Source organism: Loigolactobacillus backii, from assembly GCF_003946275.1.
In the GTDB taxonomy this organism is placed as follows: Bacteria; Bacillota; Bacilli; order Lactobacillales; family Lactobacillaceae; genus Loigolactobacillus; species Loigolactobacillus backii.
Genome location: NZ_RHNQ01000090.1, coordinates 1 through 6,280, shown reverse-complemented (window position 1 = coordinate 6,280; position 6,280 = coordinate 1). Strand labels below are relative to the sequence as shown.

Genomic DNA, 6,280 nt, shown 5'->3' with positions numbered 1-6,280 from the left:
CAATCGTATGATCAAACAGATCCAGCGAACGGCTTTTGGTTTTCGTAACTATCACCATTTAGTTTCACGGATCAAACTACAACAAATGCGCACCAAACCAAATAAAAAAACAGCATTAGAAGTTGCCTAACTTCTAACGCTGTAAAATTGGCTATCAACAGGATTTGACAGAGAGCCAAAGTTTATCGCAAATTTAGGGGTTTAGAAGACTATAATTATTTAACTTAAATTATCATTAGTGGTGAAGCATCATCGGGTTCGGTATCATACAATTTAAAATCATGATCAACACCATAATCGTGTTCTTTTAACATGGAAGAAACGGTTAAGTGACAGAGTTCCTTCATGTTATTGTGCAAACTACGATGTCCTAGGAAAACCTTTTTTGTTCGGTTGCCAATGACGCTCATTAAACCATCCGCACCGGCCTCATTACTAAGGTGCCCTTTATCGCCAAGAATTCGTTGCTTGAGTGGCCAAGGATACAGGCCCATGCGCAACATTTCAACATCATGATTACATTCAAACAAATAGGCGTCAGCATCATTAATTTCAGCACTGAGTCGTTCTGACACATAGCCGGTATCCGTTAAAATAACAAAGGTCTTGCCGGCGTGTTGAAATTCATAAAACTGTGGATCGACAGCATCATGGGAAACCCCAAAGCTTTGCACGTCTAAATCACCAAGCTCTTTAAAGCTACCCGTATCAAAAATTTGTTGTTGGTTTTCTGGAACCTTACCAATCTTGGGTAACATGGCCTGCCAAGTAAGCTTATTCGCATAAATATTTAAATTATGATAGCGCCGCGCCAACACACCAACACTCTTGATATGGTCAGTGTGTTCATGGGTAACCAACAGATCATCGACCTCAGTTAGATCACGACCGATGTTTTTCATCAAGTTTTCGATCTTTTTACCACTCAAACCAGCATCTACCAGAATTTTACGTTGTGGTGTCTCAATGTAAGTTACATTGCCTGTACTACCACTACTTAAGATACTGACCTTCAATTGATCATCCTTGTTGTCCATCTATTGTGATCTCCTTTTGTCCGTTAAACTCATCTACCGCATTCTACCATGAAAATTGGCCAAATGCACTTTTCCAGAGATCAAGCGCGCTTAATTAGAGGCGGTAGTTGCCAAACTATTATCGTTGTTATTCTTCATTAAAGCACCAGTAAAGGCGTTAATCCGTTTAATCTGAATATTACCAGAGTTTTTATTTTCAATGGCAATAAACCACGCCGGAATGTAAACACTACTATTGTTAACGTCTAATAAACGCGAATAGCCAACACTGGTCCACTTAATCGTTGCTCCAGAAGAAATTTCATTATCCGTATAGAGATCTTGAACGGCCTGCTTAGCACTAATCGTCTGTTCTTTTTCCTGTAAGGTTGTTAGCCGATTAATATAGGTTTGTTGATAATTAGTAACTTGATGATTATCGTTCACCTGAAATACCAGCTCGCCGGCCTCGTCATAAAGATCCCCTTCAGAGATTTTCTGTGTAAAAACAAGTCGATCTGCGGTTGAAAATTCCCTTGAGTAACGGTACTGATCACCATGCAGAATCTGGTGTTCATTTTTCATAATTTCTTTTAATTGATTAATTAAGCGCAGATTCGAGCGCGCTGAAATTGAGTTGTAAAAGTGACCGTATAAACGATTGTCATTAAATGTCACTCGTTGTCCGGTTAAACGCTCACTTTGCTCTTGCAACGTTCGGTTAGGTTTACTAGCTAAGTAATACCCCGTGTAGGTCTTACTCGATAAATGCGGTGTGGTAACTTGATCATTACTCATTTCCCGTTTAATTGTTGTATTACGTGAGACGCTAGAATCAATCATCTCAATATTTTGATTTTGCTGGTAAGAGACGAATAAAAAAATATCCAAACAAGCAAAGACAACTAGAAAAATAATCTCAATTCGTTTGAAATCCAATTAATTCGCCTCCTCACTAGAGCTATCTTCATTCTGATCGGTATTCAGCATTTGACTTAAACTCAACCAACTACCGTTATAGTTAATGTAGTAAGTAGGAGTCAGATCAATCACCGAATCCGATGAGTGATTAACTTGCCAATGATAACCCAGTTGAACGGTTTTAACATCCGTTAAGTTATAACCGGCATTTTGTAGCTGATCCAACATATTTTGAGTTGTTGGTAGCGTTACTGCTTGCTTGTCCGAAGGCAGTGGTACTTGCAACGAATAAACTGAAAAATCTAGCTTATTCCCAGTTGCCATCAGCTGAACCTTAACCGTGCCAAAGTTGGTTTGGTTAAAGACCGGAAAGCCCTCAACATAGCTACGGTAAACGACGGTTCGATCTTGTGGATTGTAATAGAAATAACGCATGTTAACTGGTGTATTCCCTAAATTTGATAGTTCACGAAAACTGTCGGTTAAGATACTCGTTGTGTTTTTAGCTGTATTGCTGGTGGAATAATCTTCGAAATTAATCGTACCGTTTTTATGGTTAACCTGAAGACTCTTATAAGTACCATCATTATAAATTGTGCTATCGCCAACCTCTTTAGAGTCAACTGAATTAGGCGATTTACCATCCAGTAAAGCAGTAACAAAATCGGTTGGATTTTGCTTATTGAGTAAGTAACTATACTGCGCCACTTGAACCGATTGTTCGTAAAAAATTTGTGGCCGCTTATTCATTAATTGCTCATTAATTGGCATTTTTACAGTTGCCTTATTGATTGCTTTTTTCAAAACCGCTAAATTCTGTTTACTTACTTTAACGCGGTATCCGTGCGTTTGCCGGTCACTTAAGAGGTAAACAACCCCTTTTTTGCCTAAGGGGATCAATAATCGGTTAAAATTCTTATTGCGGTCCTGCTGGCTAACTTTCTGACCAAAAGTTTGGCCAAAAATTGAGTAAGAAACGTTACTTGGATAATTAATACTAAGCATATTACCCCGGTTAATGAGCTTAAGGTACTGCTTGGCCGTCAATTTAACGGTTGTAGGGCGACCAAAACGCCATTTTTTAACATCACTACGTAAAGTATCAATTAAATTTTCTTTTTTATTATAAATTAGATTTTTTTGCCCTTGTTTAGTTGTGGCCATAATTTGGGTTGGAAGATAAACGGCCGCTAAATTTTTAGTATCCAGTTGGGTTTGTTGGGGCGTAACGTCAGTCGTATTCCGTTGAAAACGTGCATTATTAGTCCAAATTAACCCTGAAAGAATAATACTGATTACGATCAGGACGGACAAACTCACGCGCAGGATTAGATTTTTAATTTTCATCCCAGAGATCATCCTCCTCTTCATCGTAAGGTTGATATGACAGAGAAATATAGAACGTTGAGCCTTTACCTTCCTCACTGTCTACCCAGATACGGCCATTAAGGGCCTCAACAACTTCCTTAGAAATTGCTAGTCCAAGACCAGTACCACCTTGGGCCCGAGAGCGTGCCTTATCTACCCGGTAAAAGCGGTCAAAGACGTGTGGTAAATCCTTCTTAGGAATACCTAAACCTTGATCAGAGATACTCAAAATAACGTGATTGTTGGTTTCCAGTAAACGGCAAGTCACAACACCGCCATCAGGTGAGTATTTAATCGCATTATTCATAATATTATCGATAACCTGCATAAATTTATCGGTGTCGATTTCAACCCATAAGTCACGTTTAGTGAATTCACGTTTAATCGAATATTTTTTGTTGGCCGGTAAATTTCTAGCCTCAGTTCGATTATTGTCCGCGGCACTCGTATCTGCCTTAATCATCATATCAAACCGATTGAGCACGTAATTAAATAACTCATTAAGGTTAACTAACTCCATATCCATTTTGACGGTCCCGGAATCCATTCGGGACAGGCTCAACAGATCATTAATCATCCGGATCATTCGGTCTGTCTCTTCCTGCGTTACGTGTAGGAAGTCTGGCGCAACCTTAGGATCCTTCCAGGCACCATCCGTTAAGGCCTCTAGATAGCTACGCATTGAAGTTAACGGCGTCCGTAATTCATGAGAAACGTTGGAAACAAACTGCCGCCGTTCGCGCTCATCCTTTTGTTGTTCCGTGACATCATGTAAAACACAAACGATCCCCGAAATAAACCCAGTTTCACGTTGAATCAAAGAAAATTCGGCGTGTAGGATTAAATCATGTTCGTGACTAGAAAAATCTAACATTAATTCCGTTTGGTTTTCCAATAAGTCTCGAATAGTGTGATCGTTCCCAATTTTTAAAATCTGTAAAATTGATTGACCAATCACAGCGCTATCGTCAACATCAAGGAAATCAGCTGCCGCCTCATTAATAATGATCACGTTTCCCCGCCGATCCGTTGAAATAACACCATCGGTCATATGTGATAAAACCGAGTCCAAACGACGACGCTCTGCTTCTGAGGCCTCCTGTGCTTCTTCAACCCGAACTGACAAATTATTAACGGCTACAGCTAATTGTCCTAATTCATCCTGCCCGTAAATTCGAACCTGCCCTGAATAATCACCACGGGCCATTCGAATAGCCTGTTTTTTCATCTCATCAATTGGCCGTGTAATCGCACGACTAATCACAATTGCAATTACTGAAGAGAAAAGCGCCGCCACTAACGAAGCCGTCAAAAAGATAATGGTAATGCTATTAATCCCCTTATACACACTTTCCATATTGGCGCGTACGTAAATAGCACCAACCACGCTATTACTATCGCCGCTAGGATTAATTAACGGAACGATCGTGACGTAATAGCTTGCTTGGTTCTTTTTATCATAGGACAACGTTTCGTACGAACGATTATTATAGAGGACGTTCTTAACGTCACTATCAGGCGTTTTTTGGCCAACTTCACCTTGATCGTTGACATCACTAGTACCACGAATAATACCTTTACTATCAACAACGCGAATATCGGCGGAATTATTAAGGTCCGCTAAAACATTGCCGATCTCTTTGTTGGCCGAAGTTGCATCCGTCTTCAATAAGTCATCTGCCAATTGGTTATTCACGTAAGCTGGTGTTTGAACCTGTTGTTTAAAAGTTTGAATATTCTGTTGTTCTAACTGTTTGACAAAATAAGCCCCAATGATTTCCAAGGTTACCATCAGCAGCAGAATAAATACCAGTGCAATTTTAAAATTAATTGATTGAAAAAAATGGATTTTTTTATTCATAATGAATCCTTAATCTGACTTTCTGTTGCCCAATAAATATAAAATAATTTTTACGCTAATTAGCCGCTGTAACACCACGACAATATACGATAAGCAGTACAATTTTCTTGTACTGCTTATTGGCTATACTGTAAAAAGCATTAGTGCAACACATTGCTAGTGCGATGCTATTTCTAATAGTGCATATGGCTCTATTCCGCTTCTGGGTTTCGCAAATAGTAGCCTACACCACGACGGGTAACTAACCATTCTGGATGACTTGGGTTATCCTCGATTTTTTCACGTAAACGTCGTACTGTAACGTCAACCGTCCGAACATCACCAAAGTAATCGTAGCCCCAAACTGTTTGGAGTAAATGTTCACGCGTCATGACTTGGCCAATGTGTTGCGCTAAATAATGTAGTAACTCAAATTCACGGTGGGTTAACTCAATTTTGTCCCCACGCTTAGAAACAATATATGCATCAGGGTGAATAGTTAAATCACCAATCTGAATTTCGTTATTTTCATCATTTTCTTGTTGTTGAGCATTATTAATCGTTCCTTGACGGCGTAGATTAGCCTTAACTCGGGCAACAAGTTCGCGATTAGAGAAGGGTTTAGTTACGTAATCATCGGCGCCCATCTCCAAGCCTAATACTTTATCAATCTCAGAGTCCTTGGCCGTTAACATGATAATTGGCATATCATGATCTTTCCGGACTTCACGCGCAACCTCCAAGCCATCAATCTTAGGTAACATTAGATCGAGTATAATTAAATCAGGATTTTCTTCACTTACTTTTTCTAAAGCTTCTTCACCATCATATGCCGTAACAACATCATAACCTTCTTTAGTCAAATTAAATTTAACAATATCAGAAATCGGTTTTTCATCGTCAACGACTAGAATTTTTTTTGCCATGTGTGGGTATCCTCCTTGGATGCGCTTCGGTTACAATTATAACCATTCAGGTAAGTCTTGGCAAAATAGGCGTTAAATTTTACCTTTGTGTGCTTATCGCTTACCAATTAAAACGCTAACGTAATTTTATAACTGAAACTTGAAAGTATGAAGACAGACTGATCCCTTGGTATCACAGGGCATATTTTAATTAATTTAACCATTTAGCT

5 protein-coding genes are annotated in these 6,280 nt (G+C 39.2%); all 5 read right to left on the bottom strand.

Annotation, left to right across the window (positions count from 1 at the left end):
* Positions 1 to 224: 224 nt before the first annotated feature.
* Positions 225 to 1,037 (bottom strand): MBL fold metallo-hydrolase, encoded by an 813-nt coding sequence (locus tag EKM61_RS11030; RefSeq protein ID WP_068225900.1) that lies wholly within the window; start codon positions 1,035 to 1,037, stop codon positions 225 to 227.
* A gap of 90 nt (positions 1,038 to 1,127) precedes the next feature.
* On the bottom strand, positions 1,128 to 1,955 hold the full coding sequence (locus tag EKM61_RS11025) for a two-component system regulatory protein YycI (RefSeq protein WP_068225901.1): 828 nt from the start codon (positions 1,953 to 1,955) through the stop codon (positions 1,128 to 1,130).
* Positions 1,956 to 3,284, bottom strand: coding sequence for a YycH family regulatory protein (locus EKM61_RS11020; RefSeq protein ID WP_068225902.1), 1,329 nt, complete (start codon positions 3,282 to 3,284; stop codon positions 1,956 to 1,958).
* Positions 3,274 to 5,166 (bottom strand): cell wall metabolism sensor histidine kinase WalK, encoded by a 1,893-nt coding sequence (gene walK / locus EKM61_RS11015; RefSeq protein ID WP_068225903.1) that lies wholly within the window; start codon positions 5,164 to 5,166, stop codon positions 3,274 to 3,276. The genes EKM61_RS11020 and walK overlap by 11 nt, the downstream gene beginning before the upstream one ends.
* A 191-nt stretch (positions 5,167 to 5,357) precedes the next feature.
* Positions 5,358 to 6,071 carry a response regulator YycF gene (gene yycF, locus EKM61_RS11010; RefSeq protein WP_068279467.1) on the bottom strand — a complete coding sequence of 238 codons (714 nt, stop codon included), beginning with the start codon at positions 6,069 to 6,071 and terminating at the stop codon, positions 5,358 to 5,360.
* Positions 6,072 to 6,280 lie beyond the last annotated feature (209 nt).

Coding starts and splice junctions, on each gene's coding strand:
- EKM61_RS11020 (WP_068225902.1), bottom strand. CDS start 3,284: ATGAAAATTAAAAATCTAATCCTGCGCGTGAGTTTGTCCGTCCTGATC.
- walK (WP_068225903.1), bottom strand. CDS start 5,166: ATGAATAAAAAAATCCATTTTTTTCAATCAATTAATTTTAAAATTGCA.
- EKM61_RS11030 (WP_068225900.1), bottom strand. CDS start 1,037: ATGGACAACAAGGATGATCAATTGAAGGTCAGTATCTTAAGTAGTGGT.
- yycF (WP_068279467.1), bottom strand. CDS start 6,071: ATGGCAAAAAAAATTCTAGTCGTTGACGATGAAAAACCGATTTCTGAT.